Raw genomic sequence first — 15970 nt, 5'->3', positions numbered from 1 at the left:
ATGACTAAGATCCTGTTCGAAAACAAAAAGGTCGCGCTCGGCTTTGCGGGCGCGGTTGTTGTTGGAACCGCTGGCTTTGCGGCGGTGTCCGGTATGTCCGGTCCTGCGCCTCAGTCCGACAATCCTCCATTCCAGGAGATTGTCGAAGAAGGGCCAGAGAACAAGGAAGGTCCAGACGAAAAAGAAGTCGTCGAGGAGCAGATCGAGTTTGCTGCTGACGAAGCATTGATCGACGACACTGGCGGCTTTGACCCCTCGCCTTCAATCGGCGAAAAGACCGAGAAAAAGGAAGTCAGCGAAGAGAAAGCCAGAGAGCGGGATCGCAATCAAAGGCATACTGGCGCGAAGGACGATGAGGGCCCAGGCTATGAACGAGAAGGCCGCGGAAACGACAGCCGCGGCTTCGACGACGATTACGCTGAAGACGATTTCGACTACGACTATGACGATGAAGACTACGACTACTAGAACGATACGAACAGCCTAACGCGAGGCGCTCTTCTATCTGGTCGGAACCGGAGCTTCTCCGGAGTAGTCGTAAAACCCGCGCCCCGTTTTGCGCCCAAGCCAACCCGCTTCGACATACTTCACCAGCAGCGGCGCGGGGCGATACTTGGTGTCTTTGGTCGTCTGATAGAGGACATTGATGATGTCGAGGCAGGTATCCAGCCCCACGAAGTCGGCCAGTTGAAGCGGGCCCATTGGGTGATTGAGACCGAGACGACACCCTTTGTCGATATCCTCGATGCCTGCCGTTGACTGGCCCAGCACAAACACCGCCTCGTTGATCATCGGCAGCAGGATACGGTTGACGACAAAACCCGGTTCGTCCTGAGACAGAACGACTTCCTTGCCCAACCCCTTGGCAAATTCGGTGACGGCTTGCGTCGTGCTCTCACCCGTAGCGAGGCCGGGGATCACTTCAATGAGACCCATCACAGGAACCGGATTGAAGAAGTGCAGTCCGATAAAGCGCGCGGGATCGGGCGAGTGGTTCGCCATGCGGGTGATCGGGATCGAGCTAGTGTTTGACGCCATGACAGCATCGTCGCGCAACACTTTGCCTGCGGCTTCGAAAATCGCGTTCTTGATCTCTTCGCGCTCGGTCGCGGCTTCGATGATCAGGTCAGCCTCTGCCATCGGCGCGTAGTCGGCAACTGGCGTGATGCGGGCGAGCAGCTTTTCGGCATCGTCTGCTTCGATCTTGCCGCGGCCCATCAGTTTGACGAGCGCCTTTTCAACCGCCGCCTTGCCGGCTTCGGCACGGGCAAGGTCCACATCGGACAGCATGACATTCATGCCGTGCTGCGCCACCGTTTGGGCAATGCCGGTACCCATCTGACCGGCTCCGATGACAGCAATGTTCCGCATAGTGGCGATTCCCTTCGCAAGTGCAGCAATTTTGCGCTGCCCTAGCGGGGAAGTTCGGGTCTGACTAGCGATTAGCGCCCGGAACCCACTTTACGTCCGCCGCGCCATCATCGTTAAGCACGCGGCACAAGACGAACAGCAGATCCGACAGGCGATTGATATAGGCGAGCGCCGCCGGATTGATCGAAGTTTCATCCGCCAGCGTTGTCATTGCCCGCTCGGCCGCACGAGTGGTCGCACGGGCCACGTGAGCGCGCGCCGCCGCCTCGCTGCCACCCGGAAGGACGAAACTGGTCAGAGGCTCCAGCCTCTCGCTAAGTGCGTCGATCTGACCTTCGATCCACGCGGCCTGCGCTGGCACAATCCGCAGTACCATTTCCGATGGCTCGAAATCGCCATCCTCGGATGGCGTGGCAAGGTCTGCGCCCAGGTCAAACATATCGTTCTGCACACGGGTCAGCAGCGCCCGAGCACCAGCATCTTCGATCGCGCAGATGGCGAGGCCGATGGCGCTGTTTGCCTCATCCACCGCGCCGATCGCGGCGATGCGCGCCGAATGCTTGGGGCAGCGCGAGCCGTCGACCAGACCCGTCGTGCCATCATCACCCGTGCGGGTATAAATCTTGTTCAGTTTGACCATGAATGTGCGTTAGTTCGAGCCGCTGCCGCCAGCAAGCACAGCGATGATCGCAACCACTGCAATCGCCGCGGCCTGATACTTGATACGCGCGAACATCGCCTTGTTCTGCATGTTCTGCATCTCGGTGACGGTTTCGCCCTCACCGGTTTCCAAGTCGATCTTGGTCGTTTTCAGAAACGCGACGACGCCGCGCACCAGCGAGACGACGACAAGGATGCACAGCACCACGAGCACAGGGATGAGAATGTAGTTCATACTGGTCCAAATGGATGGTCTCGGCTCAAGTTCCAAGCGAGAATTTTCGCAACCGCAGTTGCTCGGCAAGCATCAGACCGTCCTCGCCCGCCGCGCGCCGATCCGCCAAGGCCGCAGAACCACGCCGTTTCGCCAGCTTTTCACCGTTATCATCCAGAACCAGCTCGTGATGATGATAGTTTGGCAGGGGCAAGTCGAAAAGCGCCTGTAGCAGGCGATGGATATGTGTTGCCGCGAATAGATCGCGCCCTCTCGTCACCAAAGTCACACCATCAGCCGCGTCATCAAGAGTGGCTGCCAAGTGATAACTTGCCGGTTCATCACGCCGCCACAGCACGACATCGCCAAGCTGATAGGGATCGCAAAACTCAACACCATCAAACGTGTCATGCCATTTGAGCTGACCAACCGACTTGTCGGCACTGGTTACATCCAGACGCCATTGGACCGGGGCGTCATCAGGCAAATCGCGCCCTTTGCACGTTCCCGGATAGATCACACCCATCGGTCCCTGCTCAGCCCCAGCCGCTTCGATGTCCTTGCGGGTGCAGCAGCACGGGTAAACCAATCCAGCCTCTCGCAATGTCGCGAAGGCCGTTTCATAGGATGCGATGCGTGTGGATTGAGGCGCCACCTCTTCCCACTCCAGCCCAAGCCATTCGAGATCGCGCCGGAATTCATCGGCCAGTTCGGGCCGTGATCTGGCACCGTCAATATCCTCGATCCGGAAAAGAAAACGACCTCCTGCCTCACGTGCCAGATCATGCGCCACGATGGCCGAATAGGCATGACCCAGATGCAGCGAACCATTGGGGCTGGGGGCAAAGCGGGTGACCGTTTCCATCGCATAAACCTTTGCCACAGCCGCGCAGGCCGCACCATCCACGTTGAACCCACAGACTTATCCCTGTGGATATGCACAGTGTCACGGGTTTGACTCAAGAACCTGTCACGTCATGTTCCAAGTCAATCAGGAGGGCCGCAAAGCGTGTTCAAGACTGAGTTGATAGAAACGGCGGCCAAGTTCCGCTCTGTCGAAGAAGACCCGACGCGCAATCTTTCGGGCTGCCCAGCCCTTGTGCTGAATGCGGATTATACGCCGCTTTCCTATTACCCGCTTTCGCTTTGGCCGTGGCAAACCGCAATCAAGGCGGTGTTCCTTGACCGCGTCGATATCGTCGCGAGCTATGACCGGCACGTTCACTCGCCCAGCCTCGACATGAAAATCCCAAGCGTCATCGCGCTGCGGCAATATGTGAAGCAAAGCGAGTTCCCGGCCTTCACCCGCTTCAACGTGTTCCTGCGTGACAAGTTCGAATGCCAGTATTGCGGTAATCGCGAAAACCTGACTTTCGACCACGTTATTCCGCGCCGGCTTGGCGGGAAGACGACGTGGGAGAACATCATCACCGCCTGCGCGCCTTGCAATATGAAAAAAGGCGGCCGCACGCCCAAGCAAGCCGCGATGCCGGTGCAGATGAAACCGATCCGCCCGACCAGCTGGCAATTGCAACAGTTCGGAAAGCAATTCCCGCCGAATTACCTGCACGAAACTTGGCGCGATTGGCTTTACTGGGACATCGAGCTGGAAGCTTGATCGGTCAGCTTTTCTCAGTCAACCAGGCAACAATATCAAATCAGCTAGGCTCACCGCTCCATAAACTCCCACTGCAACAGCCAGCAGAATAATCGCAGTTTCGAAGCGCGATCTCTTCCCTTTGGCCTTCACGCCAGGGACCAGACCTCCATCGTTTTTCGCCAGCACTTTCTGGCGATGCATCTCGGCAAGCGCGATCCCGGGATCGGGGCCATAATGTCCCTGTGATCCCCAGAGTTGAGGAACGTCATAGAGCAAGTCTTGCTCCAGTCCGCTGGCGGATTTGCCCCGCGCCTTGATCGACGCCTGAAATTCGTAAGTTCCGCGCTGGCGATCGTATTGGATCATGCTCGGCCCTTGCCTGATCGCGGGATCAGTAGGTCGCGTCCCGCATTCTGGGCACGGTTCGAACACGTCGAGGACCGTCGAGTGACAGTTTAGACAGGTGCGATGCATCGATTGCTCCACGTTCGCCAAAGGCGATAGCGCAATCCGGTTAAGACTCTGTAGCGAAACGCCTTTAGGTCACCGCCGCCCGCTGGCTGAATTCTGCCCGCTGCCATTCGCCGCTTTGCATGACTTCAGCCAGATGCCGCGCGGCTTCGGTCATGTCCTCGAACCGCAGATAGGCAGGGGCAAAGCCCAGCCGCAAAACATCGGGATCGCGGAAGTCACCGATGACGCCGCGCGCGATCAGGGCTTGCGAGATTTCATAGGCGTTTGCGTGGCGGAAGGAGAGCTGGCTGCCGCGTTTGTCGCTGTTACGCGGGCTGACGAGGTCTAGTTCGAGACCTTGTTCTTCGACGCATTCGAGGAAGAACTCGGACAATCCCTTGGACTTCTCCCAGAGCCGGTCGACGCCGATTTCGGCGATTAAATCCACGCCCACTTCCAGCGCGGCGAGGCCCAGGATCGGCGAGGTGCCGCACTGCAATTGCTCGATGCCGGGAGCAGCCTCGTAATCGTCCGAGAAGGCAAACGGGCGCGCATGGCCGAACCAGCCGGTGAGCGGTTGTTTTAGGTCCGCGTGATGTCGCTCGGCGACAAAGGCGAAGGCTGGCGCGCCGGGGCCGCCGTTCAGGTATTTATACCCACAACCGGTGGCGAAATCGGCGTTCACACCGTTGAGGTCGACCGGCAACGCACCGGTGCTGTGCGAAAGGTCCCAGAGGACTAGCGCGCCCGCATCATGCGCCGCTTTGGTTAGCGCGGCCATGTCGAACACTTCGCCGGTTTTGTAATGCGCATGGGTAAGCATCAGCAGCGCGACATCTTCGTCCAGCGCGTCGACCATTGTCTCGCGCGGGGCGAGGCGGCGCTTGGCGAGGCCCTGTCGGTCGAGCCCCTCGATCATGTAGATATCGGTCGGGAAGTTGCCGGGTTCGGAAAGAACAACCTTGCGTCCCGGACGCATCGCGAGGGCTGCAGAAATCAGTTTGAACAGATTGGTGCTGACCGTGTCGGTCGCGATCACCTCATGCGGCTGAGCACCCACCAGCGGCGCGATCTTCCCGCCAACGCGCGCGCCCATTTCGAACCAGTCTGCGTCATTCCAAGAGCGGATCAGCCCTTCGCCCCATTCCTGTTCGACCACCCGAGCCATCGCAGCAGGCGTCGCCTTCGGCAGGCATCCTAGCGAGTTGCCATCGAGGTAAATCACACCCTCGGGCACGTGGAACCGATCGCGATAGATGCCCAGTGGATCGGCGGCGTCGAGTTCTTTCGCACGATCAAGCATTGGCCAACTCCCGCAAAATGGCTCGCACAGGTGAGGCATCCCCGCCCTCAATCGGCAGCGGCAAGGCGATCAATTCATATCGCCCCGCTGGTACATCATCGAGCACCAGCCCTTCCAACACGCGCATATCATAGCGCAAAACTGCTTTGTGCGCGTCCATGGTCTTGGAGCTTTGCGGATCAATCGACGGGCCATCCAGCCCGACCAATTTGACCCCTCGTTCTGCCAGCCAGTCTATGGTCGCCGGAGCAATGGCCTTGGTATTCTCGACCCACGCATCGTGCGGGAAGGCATCGAAGGTCCGGAACAACACGCGCTCGGCGAGGGCGATTTCGGCTAAATCATCCACTTCGATCAGAGCCCCGCTTTGCCGCGCATCCACCACCACGCACTCGCCTAGATATGGGTCCAGCCCGACGCCAGCGATATCGGGCGCGGTCTCGCTGTAATGCAGCGGCGCATCGGCATGCGCGCCGGTATGCGTGGAGAGGGTTAGCGCGGAGACATTGACCGGCGAACCTTCGTCCATCTGCCACGTCCGCGCGTGCTGGAACGCCGTATCACCCGGCCACACAGGCAGGCCCGAACGCAACTTTTGCGAGATATCCCAGATGCGCCGTTTCATATCGCGGTCCGCACGCTGAGCAGCTCGGGAAAGAACGCCTGCTTCAAAACACCGGCCAGATACGGCACGCCCGGGGTCCCGCCTGTCCCGCGTTTGAAGCCAATAATCCGCTCCACGGTCTTGAGGTGTCCGAAACGCCAGCGCTGGAAGTGGTATTCGAGGTCAACGAGCTTTTCGGCGAGCTCATACAAGTCCCAATGGGTGTGCGGATCCTGATAAATCTCGGCCCATGCTGCCTCGACGCTGGGATTGTGTTCGTAAGACGCCTTGGGGTCGCGATCGGACGCCTTGTCATCGATCTTCAACCCCCTGCGCGCCAGTAGAGAAATCGCCGCATCATAAAGGCTCGCTCGCTGCGTTTCCGCTTCCAACCGCTGCGACCAATCCGCGTTCTCGGCGTGCAGGCGAATGTGCTTGGCGTCGCGGCCGCCCAGCATGAATTCCATCATACGATATTGCGCCGACTGAAACCCACTCGACGCACCCAGAAACGGGCGGATTTTGGAATAGTCATGCGGGGTCATAGTGCTGAGCACATCCCAGCTCTGGATCAGCTGCTGCTGCGCCCGCGCGACCCGTGCCAACATCTTGAATGCAGGGCGCAAATCATCACGCTCGATACATTCGCGCGCAGCGGTCAATTCGTGCAAACACAATTTGAGCCACAGCTCACTGGCTTGATGCACAACGATAAACAGCATCTCGTCATGCGCGTCCGAAGACGGGTGCTGCGCTTCGAGAATGCGGCTCAAATCGAGATAGCTGGAATACGTAACGTCTTGTGCCATGCGGAGCCTCTAGCGCGCATGAGACGTAAGGGAAACTACCCCTCGATTACACGCGTCTCGGGATGATGTTTGTCGAGATGCTTTTTGATGATCTTGAGGTTGCGCGTGTTGGAGCGGAACACAAAGTCAGCCGCATCGCCTACGATTGGAACCAGGCCCAGAACGGTATCGAATGCGACATTGCCGCCCATGCGCCACAGCTTCCATTTGGGCATGTTCAGATTACGCGCTTCCCATACCATGTAAGCACCAAGGGCCGTTGTAACGAGATCGCCTATGATCGGGACAAGGCCGATGATCGCGTCGAGACCCACCGGAACATTCACGCCCGGAATACGGAAACTCCGCTCAAGAAGCATTTCCAATGTCTCGACCCGCGCGCGGATGCTGGCCGGATCGGTGCCGGTCGAAAGCGTAATCTGAGGCAATTCCGCCGGTTTGCGGCTATCCACGTTCGTCTCCTTACCGTTCCTATGTGGGGGGCTGAGACATTGGGAACAAGGGGTGAAGGCCCCACGGGTTAGGCGCATAGCCCGACACGGCACCACGCACGAGCGACCACCGAATAGGCGCGCCAAGAGGGATAAATACCTCTTCTTCCGTCATCGCAGCCTGTGCATCAGCCAGCAATTGCTCCTTCTCGGCGAGGTCCAAAACGCCGAGAGATTCTTCAATAATCTCATCAGCTTCTCTTGAGCAGAGACCCCGTCGAAGCGAGCAATGGAACTGGTTCAAAAACCAGCGTGGAGAGGAATATCGGGCAAGGCGGTCTACCAATTCCAGATCGGCGGCCTCGCCTGGCTCGGCGCGATAGGCGCTTACGCCAATGGCACGCCAATCGCTTTGCAATTGCTCGAAGAGAATATCGCTTCCAGGCCCGGACGGCATCGAAACACTGATCCGCGCAGGCCCCTCGATCGTTGCATCCAGACCCGGATCGGAGCGCCATTGCGCAATCCGTCGGCGTGCAATGCCGACCCGCTCATCAAAGCTCAGCCCGCTCCATCGATCTTGCTCAATCTCAATCTGGACAAAAAACTGTGAGGGGGCGATCCAGGTGTTGGGTTGCCACCCGTCCAGCGCAAAACGCTGCAACAATTCGCCGCGATTGATTGCCATAGAAAGTGCTTCACGGCGCGATGATTCAGCCAGCAATCCTTTGGAATTCTTGAATGCTAAGCCGAACAAGCCCTGCGCTGGATCAAGCTGAATTGTGCCTCGCGATAGCGGGCCGAGCTCAACCTGCGGGAAGCTGGCCAGCCGGCCATTCAACACAAGATCGACGCCACCACTTGTAAAGGCATCGATGGCTCGCCCTGCTGGCATGGCTTCGATCGATATTCGCTCTGCCGCCTCGTCTTCCTCTCTCAGCGGCGGCAGGCCGCGCGCCTCAGGCGGTAATGCAGTCAAGAGCGCTGTCGTTGAGGTATCTTCCCGAGACAGGACCATCGGACCTGCTGCCTCGTCTTCCTTAGAAAGTCCTAGCTCTGGCTGGGCGAGAAGCTGTAAAAACTGCGGCATTGGACTGGTCAACCGGATTTCGACCACACGACCTGTCATCGCACGGACTTCGGACACTTTGCCCAAATCAAGACCAAGAGATGTTCCCGAAGTGGCCGCAATCGCATCGCGCAGCAGCGTGCGCACCTGTTCCGCTGTTATCTCTTCGCCATCCGGCCAATCCGACATTCGCAGCCGGAAAATGTAGCTCAATCCGTCATCGGTAACGATCCACCGCTCGGCAAGAGCCGGGATAACCTGACCGGACGGGTCAAGCGCGACCAGCCCCTCGGTCGTTGCCGCGCGCAAATGCTGCGCAGCTGGCGATAAACGGATACCCTCATCAAACAGCGAAGCGGGAGTGCCGATGACTGCGACAGCTACGGGGCCATCGTCGCCCGCGGAACCGCAAGCGGCCAACGCGCAACATAGAAAAGGCAGGAAAAATCGCTTCACGCCAGCTTGTCTAGCAGCTTGGCGCGCAATGGTAAGCGGGCAACCGCTCTCTTTTATACTTTGCGAAGGTTCTTTGGAGCTGACTGGGTCGGAGCGCGATGCGCATAGGAAAGCCGAGCGCTGTCAGCGCTGTCACCGTCTTCCTGTTGCGAAGGGCGACGCGCCACCTGAGAATCGATCTCTTCATCAAAGGCGATACCAAATCGGTCGTCTTGAACCCACGCCACACTCCCGGCCACCGGTGCAATATTGCGAAGCTCTATATGAAAACGATTGCCACGCTGCACGCGCAGGGTGCCTTCGGCCATCATACCACCGTCAGACAGATTGCGTACGCGAACCCGATGCGTCTCTTCGCCCTGCTCTACGCGAATGTTCGCAAGCAGAAACAAGCTATCGCGAGATACGCTCCGTGTCTCAACACCCGACATTTTGGCACTTACTCCTTTGTAATACCGCTGAATTCAGCAGCGGTGAACCCACCTTTGGCGCCCGTGGATTCAGGAGCTACGAAAACTCGGCTAACGAGCCGTTAATAAAGTGGCCGGTCGGCCGCCTTCGCAGACATGCGTCCCATAGTGGAACAAAATGTAAAATGGACTGAAAGGTCAGTCGTCGCGCGAGATTTTTTCCCGGCGTTCATGCGCCTCTTGCGCTTCAACGGTCATGGTTGCCACGGGACGTGCGATCAATCGACGCAGGCCAATCGGGTCACCTGTGACCTCGCAATAGCCATATTCACCCTGATCGATACGACGCAGCGCCGAATCAATTTTGGAGATGAGTTTGCGCTGACGATCACGGGTGCGCAGTTCGATACCCCAGTCGGTTTCGCTCGAAGCGCGGTCGTTAAGGTCGGCCTCGCGAATAGGACCGTCTTGAAGTGACTGCAGAGTTTGGTCCGCAGCCGTATGAATCGAACGCTTCCATTCGATCAGCAGGACACGAAAGTACTGCTGATGACGCTCATTCATATACTCTTCGTCATCGCTCGGCACATAATCCGGCGGCAATATGCTCTTGGCTTTTGCGAGAATGTCAGTTTCGTCAGACGCAGCTGTCGCCATGTGGTCCTCATAATCCCATACACCTCGCGCGGGACCGTCCATTCCAGCGTGCGGTGGCTTTCAAAAGCCTACTTGCCCCTCGCAAGTCGAAGTGATGCGCGGCCTATAGGCGCGCGATTTCTTAGGCACAAGTCGCTTTGCACAGGATGAACAAACCCGCCTTAAAATGACGCATATTCCTCAATCGGATCGGCAAACCCTTAAGAAAATCGTGTCGGCGTTAACCTTTTATTGACCACGATTGTTGAGGTGTGTCGGTGCGCGGTCGCCAAGGGGGGCAGACAACGCACCGAAAGGGGAATTGAGAAATGGAACTCAAAGCGATTGACGGCACTGCCAATGAGATTGTGGATCCGGCTGAATACGATCTGGTCGTGGCAAAATGGCTGGCTGCCGCTGCACAAGGCGATGTTGCGGCCACTTTTGATCTTGGCGTGACGTTTTCGACCGGTAGCAATGGCGCACCGTGCGATCTGATCGAAGCGCACAAATGGTTCAACATCGCTGCATCGCGCGGCCATGAAGAAGCCGGCTTTTGCCGCGCTGATATCTCTGACGAGATGACTGCCCGTGAAATCGCCGAAGCCCAGCGCCGTGCGCGCCAGTGGCTGGCCGAGGAACGCCGCAATGCAGCCTGACCGGGTATCGAACTTCTGGTCGGGGCTATCCGCCCTTCTTGAACGGAGTCTTTTCGTCGAGATAGAGCTGATCGGTGGCGACGCCTTCGCGTTCCCGCTCAAGGAAGTCCGCGACAGCGGCGCGGAAACCGGGATCAGCGATCCAGTGTGCTGAGACGGTTTCGACCGGCTCATATCCCCGCGCCAGTTTGTGCCCGCCCTGCGCACCAGCTTCGACCCGCGACAAGCCTAGCTCAATCGCAATGTCGATTGCTTGGTAATAACACAGTTCGAAATGCAGGAATTTCACCTCCTGCGTGCATCCCCAATACCGGCCATAGAGCGCCTCTTCGCCGATGAAATTGAGCGCACCGGCGATGGGAGTGTCATCAGCGAAGGCAAGGATCAGCACCATGCTATCCGCCATCCGCTCCCCCAAAAGAGTAAATGCTTCGCGGGTCAGGTAAGGCGTCCCCCACTTTCGCGCGCCGGTGTCCTGATAGAAGATCCAGAACGCATCCCAATGCTCTGGTTTGATATCATCCCCAGAAAGGCGCACGATCCGCACCGAGGCTTGCGCCGCCTCGCGCTCTTTCCGCAAATTCTTGCGTTTGCGCGAGGCAAGGTCATCGAGGAAATCATCAAAAGTGCTATAGCTGCGATTGCGCCAGTGGAACTGGATATCACTGCGAAGGAGCCAACCGTTCTCCTCAAACAGAGGGCGCTGTTGCGGCTCGATAAAGGTGGCATGTGCGCTTGATAGGCCGTTCTGCTCGCAGACGACTTCGGCGCCCTTTAGCAGCGATGGAGCAAGCGCCTCATCTGAAAGAAGCAGGCGCGGACCATTGGCGGGCGTGAAGGGCGCTGCGATCTGGAGCTTGGGAAAATAACTGCGACCCGCGCGATGCAGCGCATCGGCCCAGCTGTGATCGAACACATATTCGCCTTGGCTGTGACCCTTGGCGTAACTCGGCATCGCGGCGAGCAGACGATCTTGGGCGTCTGTAACGACGATAGGCGCTGGCTCCCAGCCGGTCCCTTCACCGACACTGCCGGAATCCTCGAGTGCGGTTAGGAATTCATGGGAGACGAACGGGTTTCGATTGCCACCCAGCGCATTCCATTGGTCGGCATCAAACTCGCCGACGCCGGGCGCAAGCCGAACGGTGAGCTCGCTTTCGCTCACGCCAGCCCCTCGCCTTCGCTGATCAAGGCATCGGTGCATTCCAGAGCGCGCCGCCGAGTTTCAGGAGAATTCACCGTCCATGTCAGAATTGGCATGCCCTTGGCGCGCAATTTGGCCACCCATGAGCTCGGCAATGCGGCGATGTGGTAGGCAAGAAAGTCAGGCTTTGCGATCCAGAACGCGAGCCGCCGCTGCCATGCCTTTTGCGTGAAACCGTGATCATCCTCACGCATCACAAGCCCCGCGCATATATGCGGTTGATTGCGCCGGAACCAGCGGGCGACACGCGGATCAAAGCTCATCACCGCATAGTCGCCCGAATACTCAGCGACTTCGGCAGCGACCGCTTGGCAGGTCAGCTCGACATCGTATCCGGGCTTGGACTTGATCTCGACCAGCAGAGGCACGCGCTTGTCGATCAGGTCGAGCAGCTGCTTCAGCGTTGCGGGTCTCTGATCGCTATCCACATATCGCAACTTCTCAAGGTCGGCAGCATCGCGGTCGGAGGTCACGCCTTGCTCTCCGGTCAGGCGCGCGAGGTCCCAGTCGTGGAAGATCATCGGCGCGCCATCGCGGCTGCGCTGGATATCGCATTCAATACCCAGGCCCGCCGCAATCGCACCCTCAGCCCCGGCGAGCGAATTTTCTGGAACGCCATCCCTATGCAGGCCGCGATGGGCATATTCCCAGCGCGTCAGCCAGTCAGGGACGATGCGTCTGCCCATCTACGACAGCGCGATGATCGCGTCGACTTCAACCGCAGCGCCCAGTGGAAGCACCGGCACACCGACAGCTGCACGCGAATGACGGCCTTTCTCGCCGAACACTTCGAACATCAGGTCTGACGCTCCATTGGCAACCTTGGGCTGATCGGTGAAATCGGTGGTCGAGCTGACAAATGCGCCCAGCTTCACAACCCGCTCGACCCGCTCGAGCAGGCCCGCAGCTTTCAGCTGTGCGAGAATCATCATGCCGCAAGCGCGCGCGGCGGCCATGCCGTCATCCAGCGACACATCCTCGCCCAGCCGTCCGGTGATGACCGCGCCGTCTTTGAACGGCAGTTGGCCAGAAACAAACGCCATGCCCCCCTGTTCGACAAGCGGGACATAGCTCGCAACCGGTGCAGCGGCTTCGGGCAGTGTGATGCCCAATTCTTCAAGACGTGTTTCGATACTCATCAGAATTACCCCTCCAAACGATCCAACAACCACGGCAGCGCATCAGACCAAAGGTCGATCCGGGCATCGGCATGACCAGCCTTGTGTGCGCAATCAATATCGCCCGCGATCATCGGCTCTCCGCACATATGCAATCGCACAACGTCGGGCGTGGTTTCAAAAACAGACATGTGGTGCTGTGCCAGATCGTCGATAAACAGCGCGCGGCTGGGCGCGTGCTCCTCGATAATGCGCTGCAGCGCGGGGCCTTTGGGGCCCTGATTGGTGTAGACCTCGGCATGGATTCCATGCGCTGCGAGTTGCTCAGCGCGGTGGTCGCGGCGTTTGTCGACTAGGTTGGTGAGGATCACGACATCGGCTTGTTCAGCGAGCGTGTTAATCGACTCCACCGCGTTTGCGATCGGATTTTGCCGCTCCATCTCGGTATCGAAGAACCGGCCAAGCATTTTCCAGACCTCCATCGGCTCAAGGAAATCGCCGCTTTCCTGCCAGCTCAGGGCCTGCGCGAAATTACCGCCTTCCATGCGGAAATTGACGCCCTGACTTTCCTCCAGCCACTCCTTGAACGGAACGACCATGTGCAGGATCACCTCGTCGCAATCGCTGATAACAAGTGGGCGGCTCATGCGGATAACTCCTGCCTTGCGGCGATCAATTCTTCAGGGGTGACAGCCATCGCTTCGGCTGCACGGATCAGATCGGGTTCATGATTGGCCAGAAAATCCAGCGCCGAACACAGCACGGCGGGATTATCGAGCCCTTGCCTCAATGAATCGGGATCAAGGCCCGTCAATTCAAGGTATCGCTCCGCCCTTTCGCCATCCTCCAGCACCCAGCCGAGCGCGGCAAGCGCCAGTGTCGAGGCACCATCACCGGTGCCTTCATCATCATGGTTGTGCGAATGCGGGATTGTGAGAGCTTTCTTACAGGGTTAGTCAGGGCTAAATGTTTAGGGGCGCGATGTGACAAAACGGATCATGGTTGTCGAGGATAACGACCTCAACCGGAAATTGTTCTGCGATGTTTTAAAAGCCAACGGGTTTGATGTTGAGCCGGTCGCCGATGGCGAGACGGTGCTTGAGACAGCGCGCAACAAACTGCCCGATCTCATTATTATGGACATCCAGCTGCCCGGCGTATCGGGCGTTGACCTGATCCAGGCAGCGAAGAAGGACGTGTTCCTTCGCAGCATTCCTGTGCTCGCCGTGACAGCTTTTGCAGCAAAAGGTGACGAAGAACGCATCCGCGCGGCGGGTGCTTCCGGATATCTAGCAAAGCCGGTTTCAATCAGCCCTTTCATGAGCGCGGTAAAAGAGCTTGTGGAAGCCTGAGACGAAGCTTTGCTTGCAGAACCGAGCGCAGAGGGCCATTTAGGCGGCTAATTCGCAGCTCGCACAGACATGAGAAAGAGAGCGCAAAACCTATGGACAGCGCAGAAGTCGACAAACGTATTCGCGACCTCATCGAACCCTTCAACAAGAAGGGCGTGACGATTGAGGACGGCACCACGTTTGCCAACGATCTTGAATTCGACAGCCTCACCGTGATGGATTTCGTCGCGGAGATCGAAGACGAATTCGATGTCATCATCAGCATGAACCAGCAGGCCGAAATCGAAAATTATGGCCAGCTGGTCGCTGCGGTGCATAAGCTTCAGGATAGCTGATAAAGGCCTTTTCATGACCGATACCGCTACCGCGCCCGCCAAGGGCGATCTCTTTTCCAAATTCGATCCGATCATCGAAACCCGCGAGACATTGCTCGCGAGCGGAGTCGAAGATCCGTACAACCTCGTGATGGAAAAGGTGCTCTCGCCTACCCGCGCGATTTGCAACGGGCGCGACACGATCCTGCTCGGCACATACAATTATATGGGCATGACGTTCGATCCGGACGTGCTCGAAGCAGGTAAAGATGCGCTGGAGAATTACGGCTCCGGCACCACTGGCAGCCGCGTTCTCAATGGCACGTATCAGGGCCACAAAGAGTGCGAGGACGCTCTGAAGGAATTTTATGGAATGGACCACGCAATGGTCTTTTCCACCGGCTATCAGGCGAACCTCGGCATCATCTCGACCATCGCAGGTAAGGGCGATTACGTCGTGTTGGACATCGATAGCCATGCCTCGATTTACGATGGCTGCGCGATGGGCAATGCCGAGATCGTGCCGTTCCGCCACAACGATATCGAAGCCATGGAAAAGCGCCTGCGGCGTATTCCGGAAGATGCGGGCAAGCTTGTTGTGCTTGAAGGCGTCTATTCGATGATGGGCGATGTCGCGCCGCTCAAGGAAATGGTCGCTATCGCCAAGAAATACGGCGCGATGGTGCTGGTCGATGAAGCACACTCGATGGGCTTTATCGGAGAGAACGGACGCGGTGTTTGCGAAGAGCAGGGCATCATTGATGACTGCGACTTCATCATCGGAACCTTCTCTAAAAGCGTCGGCACCGTCGGCGGCTTCTGCGTTTCCAACCATCCCAAGTTTGACATCATGCGGCTTGTCTGTCGCCCCTATGTCTTCACCGCATCGCTGCCGCCCAGCGTGGTGGCGACCGCAGCGACCTCGATCCGCAAGCTGATGCACGGCGCGAACAAGCGCGCGCATCTCTGGGAAAACTCGAAGATACTGCACAAAGGCTTACGCGATCTCGGCTTTGAGATCGGCACACCTGAGGCACAGAGCGCCATCGTCGCGGTGATCATGCCCGATCTGCAACGCGGGGCGATGATGTGGGAAGCGCTCCTTAAGGAAGGCCTCTACGTCAACCTCGCGCGACCTCCCGCAACACCAGCTGGCATGACGCTGCTGCGCTGCTCGCTGTGCGCCGAGCATTCGGCCGAGGAAGTGCAGACCATCCTCAAGATGTTCGAGAACGCTGGCAAGGCTGTGGGAATTATTTCCTAAAGCGCTATTTTTGCTGGAACTTTCCAGTTTTCTCCGGATAGTC

Annotated in this window: 23 protein-coding genes; 6 read left to right on the top strand and 17 right to left on the bottom strand. The window is 58.2% G+C overall.

Annotated features, from left to right (window positions below; all coding sequences use genetic code 11):
- Positions 1-468: a hypothetical protein gene (locus tag AC0V6K_RS07885; protein WP_472621056.1), complete on the top strand. Its 468-nt coding sequence runs from the start codon at positions 1-3 to the stop codon at positions 466-468.
- A 33-nt stretch (positions 469-501) separates the two neighbouring features.
- On the opposite strand, the gene AC0V6K_RS07880 is transcribed toward AC0V6K_RS07885, so the two are convergent.
- The 4 genes from AC0V6K_RS07880 to gluQRS all read right to left on the bottom strand — a co-directional run bounded on the left by AC0V6K_RS07880 (position 502) and on the right by gluQRS (position 3110).
- Positions 502-1371 (bottom strand): 3-hydroxyacyl-CoA dehydrogenase NAD-binding domain-containing protein, encoded by an 870-nt coding sequence (locus AC0V6K_RS07880; RefSeq protein WP_472621054.1) that lies wholly within the window; start codon positions 1369-1371, stop codon positions 502-504.
- A gap of 64 nt (positions 1372-1435) precedes the next feature.
- Entirely contained in the window at positions 1436-2011 is a 576-nt protein-coding gene (locus AC0V6K_RS07875) for a cob(I)yrinic acid a,c-diamide adenosyltransferase (protein ID WP_472621052.1), read from the bottom strand.
- Between the two features lie 9 nt (positions 2012-2020).
- Positions 2021-2266, bottom strand: coding sequence for a hypothetical protein (locus AC0V6K_RS07870; protein ID WP_472621050.1), 246 nt, complete (start codon positions 2264-2266; stop codon positions 2021-2023).
- 25 nt (positions 2267-2291) lie between these two features.
- The gene (gene gluQRS, locus AC0V6K_RS07865; protein WP_472626075.1) at positions 2292-3110 is read right to left on the bottom strand and encodes a tRNA glutamyl-Q(34) synthetase GluQRS; all 819 of its coding nucleotides are present in this window, start codon (positions 3108-3110) and stop codon (positions 2292-2294) included.
- Between the two features lie 144 nt (positions 3111-3254).
- Here gluQRS and AC0V6K_RS07860 point away from each other — a divergent pair, with 144 nt between their 5' ends.
- Positions 3255-3863, top strand: a complete 609-nt coding sequence (locus tag AC0V6K_RS07860; protein ID WP_472621048.1) for an HNH endonuclease — start codon at positions 3255-3257, stop codon at positions 3861-3863.
- Between the two features lie 18 nt (positions 3864-3881).
- Here the strand turns inward: AC0V6K_RS07860 and AC0V6K_RS07855 are convergent, their stop codons facing one another.
- The 8 genes from AC0V6K_RS07855 to dksA form a co-directional block, all read right to left on the bottom strand.
- Complete coding sequence (locus tag AC0V6K_RS07855) at positions 3882-4211, bottom strand: hypothetical protein (protein WP_472621046.1); 330 nt, start codon at positions 4209-4211, stop codon at positions 3882-3884.
- Between the two features lie 172 nt (positions 4212-4383).
- Complete coding sequence (gene kynU / locus AC0V6K_RS07850; RefSeq protein WP_472621044.1) at positions 4384-5601, bottom strand: kynureninase; 1218 nt, start codon at positions 5599-5601, stop codon at positions 4384-4386.
- Positions 5594-6226 carry an arylformamidase gene (kynB, locus tag AC0V6K_RS07845; protein WP_472621042.1) on the bottom strand — a complete coding sequence of 211 codons (633 nt, stop codon included), beginning with the start codon at positions 6224-6226 and terminating at the stop codon, positions 5594-5596. Before kynB ends, kynU begins: the two co-directional genes overlap by 8 nt.
- Positions 6223-7014 carry a tryptophan 2,3-dioxygenase gene (locus AC0V6K_RS07840; RefSeq protein WP_472621040.1) on the bottom strand — a complete coding sequence of 264 codons (792 nt, stop codon included), beginning with the start codon at positions 7012-7014 and terminating at the stop codon, positions 6223-6225. Before AC0V6K_RS07840 ends, kynB begins: the two co-directional genes overlap by 4 nt.
- 35 nt (positions 7015-7049) lie before the next feature.
- Positions 7050-7466: a DUF4112 domain-containing protein gene (locus AC0V6K_RS07835; protein WP_486172600.1), complete on the bottom strand. Its 417-nt coding sequence runs from the start codon at positions 7464-7466 to the stop codon at positions 7050-7052.
- Between the two features lie 19 nt (positions 7467-7485).
- Positions 7486-8934: an ABC transporter substrate-binding protein gene (locus tag AC0V6K_RS07830; RefSeq protein ID WP_472621038.1), complete on the bottom strand. Its 1449-nt coding sequence runs from the start codon at positions 8932-8934 to the stop codon at positions 7486-7488.
- A gap of 89 nt (positions 8935-9023) precedes the next feature.
- Positions 9024-9401, bottom strand: coding sequence for a PilZ domain-containing protein (locus AC0V6K_RS07825; protein WP_472621036.1), 378 nt, complete (start codon positions 9399-9401; stop codon positions 9024-9026).
- Positions 9402-9578: 177 nt separating this feature from the next.
- A complete protein-coding gene (gene dksA / locus AC0V6K_RS07820; RefSeq protein WP_472621034.1) occupies positions 9579-10037 on the bottom strand; it encodes an RNA polymerase-binding protein DksA in 459 nt (152 codons plus the stop codon).
- Between the two features lie 308 nt (positions 10038-10345).
- On the opposite strand from dksA, the gene AC0V6K_RS07815 reads away from it, so the two are divergent.
- Positions 10346-10675: an SEL1-like repeat protein gene (locus AC0V6K_RS07815; protein ID WP_472621032.1), complete on the top strand. Its 330-nt coding sequence runs from the start codon at positions 10346-10348 to the stop codon at positions 10673-10675.
- A 25-nt stretch (positions 10676-10700) separates the two neighbouring features.
- On the opposite strand, the gene AC0V6K_RS07810 is transcribed toward AC0V6K_RS07815, so the two are convergent.
- Genes AC0V6K_RS07810 through AC0V6K_RS07790 form a run of 5 tightly spaced genes read right to left on the bottom strand, consistent with a single transcriptional unit; the run spans position 10701 to position 13874 of the window.
- Positions 10701-11840, bottom strand: coding sequence for a GNAT family N-acetyltransferase (locus AC0V6K_RS07810; protein ID WP_472621030.1), 1140 nt, complete (start codon positions 11838-11840; stop codon positions 10701-10703).
- A complete protein-coding gene (locus AC0V6K_RS07805) occupies positions 11837-12565 on the bottom strand; it encodes a glycerophosphodiester phosphodiesterase family protein (RefSeq protein WP_472621028.1) in 729 nt (242 codons plus the stop codon). The genes AC0V6K_RS07810 and AC0V6K_RS07805 overlap by 4 nt, the downstream gene beginning before the upstream one ends.
- Positions 12566-13018, bottom strand: coding sequence for a RidA family protein (locus AC0V6K_RS07800; RefSeq protein WP_472621026.1), 453 nt, complete (start codon positions 13016-13018; stop codon positions 12566-12568).
- Positions 13019-13023: 5 nt separating this feature from the next.
- Positions 13024-13644: an HAD family hydrolase gene (locus AC0V6K_RS07795; protein ID WP_472621024.1), complete on the bottom strand. Its 621-nt coding sequence runs from the start codon at positions 13642-13644 to the stop codon at positions 13024-13026.
- A complete protein-coding gene (locus AC0V6K_RS07790; RefSeq protein WP_486172691.1) occupies positions 13641-13874 on the bottom strand; it encodes a DUF3572 family protein in 234 nt (77 codons plus the stop codon). The genes AC0V6K_RS07795 and AC0V6K_RS07790 overlap by 4 nt, the downstream gene beginning before the upstream one ends.
- 106 nt (positions 13875-13980) lie before the next feature.
- On the opposite strand from AC0V6K_RS07790, the gene AC0V6K_RS07785 reads away from it, so the two are divergent.
- The 3 genes from AC0V6K_RS07785 (at position 13981) to spt (ending at position 15927) form a co-directional block, all read left to right on the top strand.
- A complete protein-coding gene (locus AC0V6K_RS07785; RefSeq protein ID WP_472621020.1) occupies positions 13981-14349 on the top strand; it encodes a response regulator in 369 nt (122 codons plus the stop codon).
- Between the two features lie 92 nt (positions 14350-14441).
- Positions 14442-14684 carry an acyl carrier protein gene (locus tag AC0V6K_RS07780; RefSeq protein ID WP_472621018.1) on the top strand — a complete coding sequence of 81 codons (243 nt, stop codon included), beginning with the start codon at positions 14442-14444 and terminating at the stop codon, positions 14682-14684.
- Between the two features lie 13 nt (positions 14685-14697).
- Positions 14698-15927 (top strand): serine palmitoyltransferase, encoded by a 1230-nt coding sequence (gene spt, locus AC0V6K_RS07775; protein ID WP_472621016.1) that lies wholly within the window; start codon positions 14698-14700, stop codon positions 15925-15927.
- The last annotated feature ends 43 nt before the right edge of the window (positions 15928-15970 follow it).

It is taken from the genome of Erythrobacter sp. S43 (assembly GCF_057364955.1).
Note: the sequence above shows the minus strand (reverse complement) of the source record. Positions and strands in the feature narration are given on the sequence as shown.

Excerpts from the sequence above, each read along its gene's own strand:
- AC0V6K_RS07885 (WP_472621056.1), top strand. The coding sequence starts at position 1 with ATGACTAAGATCCTGTTCGAAAACAAAAAGGTCGCGCTCGGCTTTGCG.
- AC0V6K_RS07880 (WP_472621054.1), bottom strand. The coding sequence starts at position 1,371 with ATGCGGAACATTGCTGTCATCGGAGCCGGTCAGATGGGTACCGGCATT.
- AC0V6K_RS07875 (WP_472621052.1), bottom strand. The coding sequence starts at position 2,011 with ATGGTCAAACTGAACAAGATTTATACCCGCACGGGTGATGATGGCACG.
- AC0V6K_RS07870 (WP_472621050.1), bottom strand. The coding sequence starts at position 2,266 with ATGAACTACATTCTCATCCCTGTGCTCGTGGTGCTGTGCATCCTTGTC.
- gluQRS (WP_472626075.1), bottom strand. The coding sequence starts at position 3,110 with ATGGAAACGGTCACCCGCTTTGCCCCCAGCCCCAATGGTTCGCTGCAT.
- AC0V6K_RS07855 (WP_472621046.1), bottom strand. The coding sequence starts at position 4,211 with ATGATCCAATACGATCGCCAGCGCGGAACTTACGAATTTCAGGCGTCG.
- kynU (WP_472621044.1), bottom strand. The coding sequence starts at position 5,601 with ATGCTTGATCGTGCGAAAGAACTCGACGCCGCCGATCCACTGGGCATC.
- kynB (WP_472621042.1), bottom strand. The coding sequence starts at position 6,226 with ATGAAACGGCGCATCTGGGATATCTCGCAAAAGTTGCGTTCGGGCCTG.
- AC0V6K_RS07840 (WP_472621040.1), bottom strand. The coding sequence starts at position 7,014 with ATGGCACAAGACGTTACGTATTCCAGCTATCTCGATTTGAGCCGCATT.
- AC0V6K_RS07825 (WP_472621036.1), bottom strand. The coding sequence starts at position 9,401 with ATGTCGGGTGTTGAGACACGGAGCGTATCTCGCGATAGCTTGTTTCTG.
- dksA (WP_472621034.1), bottom strand. The coding sequence starts at position 10,037 with ATGGCGACAGCTGCGTCTGACGAAACTGACATTCTCGCAAAAGCCAAG.
- AC0V6K_RS07815 (WP_472621032.1), top strand. The coding sequence starts at position 10,346 with ATGGAACTCAAAGCGATTGACGGCACTGCCAATGAGATTGTGGATCCG.
- AC0V6K_RS07805 (WP_472621028.1), bottom strand. The coding sequence starts at position 12,565 with ATGGGCAGACGCATCGTCCCTGACTGGCTGACGCGCTGGGAATATGCC.
- AC0V6K_RS07800 (WP_472621026.1), bottom strand. The coding sequence starts at position 13,018 with ATGAGTATCGAAACACGTCTTGAAGAATTGGGCATCACACTGCCCGAA.
- AC0V6K_RS07795 (WP_472621024.1), bottom strand. The coding sequence starts at position 13,644 with ATGAGCCGCCCACTTGTTATCAGCGATTGCGACGAGGTGATCCTGCAC.
- AC0V6K_RS07780 (WP_472621018.1), top strand. The coding sequence starts at position 14,442 with ATGGACAGCGCAGAAGTCGACAAACGTATTCGCGACCTCATCGAACCC.
- spt (WP_472621016.1), top strand. The coding sequence starts at position 14,698 with ATGACCGATACCGCTACCGCGCCCGCCAAGGGCGATCTCTTTTCCAAA.